The sequence below is a fragment of the Mesorhizobium sp. M2C.T.Ca.TU.002.02.1.1 genome (assembly GCF_003997225.1).
In genome coordinates, this window is sequence record NZ_RZTO01001222.1 from 1 (window position 1) to 1,244 (window position 1,244).

Sequence of the window (1,244 nt, forward strand, 5' to 3'; positions counted from 1 at the left end):
GCGGCGCTCTTTTGCGCATCCTGTTGCGAGCCGGTCCTGGCGCTGGCAAGCACCTCGTAGCGTTTCGCATCCTGCGCGGTGAAAACGGCGGCAGCTGTCTTCGCCGTAAGGTCGGCCTCGGCCTGTGCGATCAGCGAATTCTGCAGCGATATCTGCGCGCGCAGATTGTCGAGCGCCGACTGCTTCTGCTGCACTGATGCCTGCGCACGTTCCAGCGCCGCCTTGAACGGTCTGTCGTCGATGCGGATGACCGGTTGGCCCGCGGTGACATGCTGGTTGTCCTCGACGAGCACCTGGTCGATATGCCCGGCGACGCGCGGTGCGAGCGGCGTGACATTGCCGCCGACATAGGCATCGTCGGTCGTCACCAGGAAGCGGTTGGCCTGCCACCACTCGAAGCCATACCATCCTGCGGCAGCGATCGCGACCAGCGCGGCGCCGAGCAGCAATGGCTTGCGCCGCTTCCTGGCCGGCTTCGAGACATCGACGACCGAGGCCTGCAATTCGGCCGGGGAAAGAGCCTTGTTCATCTGTTTTTCGCCTCTTCCTGGCCGCTATTCCCGACGAGCGGCAGGCCCGAGCCCCCGCTGCTGAAGCGGTAGCGTTGCCGCATGCGGTCGCTGGCTTTCGGTCCAGTGGCCAGGGTGAAGCCACCGCTGTCGAGTTCCCTGCCGGTCTCGCGGTCGACCAGAACCGGATCGGCCCAGCGCCCGTCCGCCGTGTCCACCACGACAAGGCTCGGGCCTTCAGGCGCCAGATGCCGGTTGCCCCAGGCAAGCAGGGTAAGCAGCACCGGCCGGAAATCGCGGGCCTTGGCGGTCAGCACATATTCATGGCGAAGCGGCCGTTCGCAGTAGGCGCGCTTCTCGAACAGCCCGCGCTCGACCAGGCTGTTCAGCCGCCGCGTCAGGATGTTCGGCGCGATATCCAGGCTCTTCTGGAACTGGTCGAAGCGCGTGAGGCCCTGGAAGGCATCGCGCAACAAAAGGATGCTCCACCATTCGCCGACCTCATCGAGGCTGCGCGCGATAGGGCATGGGCGCGTTTCGAAGCTCGTCCTGGCAACCATCTTCGTGACTCACTTTCAATATGCAAGTCACAAATAACTAGGTCAATTGCATAATGCAAGTTACCAAGCGGCACGATTTGGGATCCGGCCGACACAAAACCGTGAGCGATGCGCGACAAACGAGTTGGGAAGCCGGTGTTGACGGCTTCAACCTGGCATCAGCACGACCTTGCCT

2 protein-coding genes are annotated in these 1,244 nt (G+C 63.5%); both read right to left on the reverse strand.

Translation table 11 applies throughout. The annotated features are described in order from the left end of the window. On the reverse strand, window positions 1–530 hold a 530-nt coding region (locus tag EOD07_RS34920; protein WP_164772870.1), incomplete at its 3' end, for a biotin/lipoyl-binding protein. After that, entirely contained in the window at window positions 527–1,069 is a 543-nt protein-coding gene (locus EOD07_RS34925; RefSeq protein ID WP_127238394.1) for a helix-turn-helix domain-containing protein, read from the reverse strand. The genes EOD07_RS34920 and EOD07_RS34925, both read right to left, overlap by 4 nt. Window positions 1,070–1,244 lie beyond the last annotated feature (175 nt).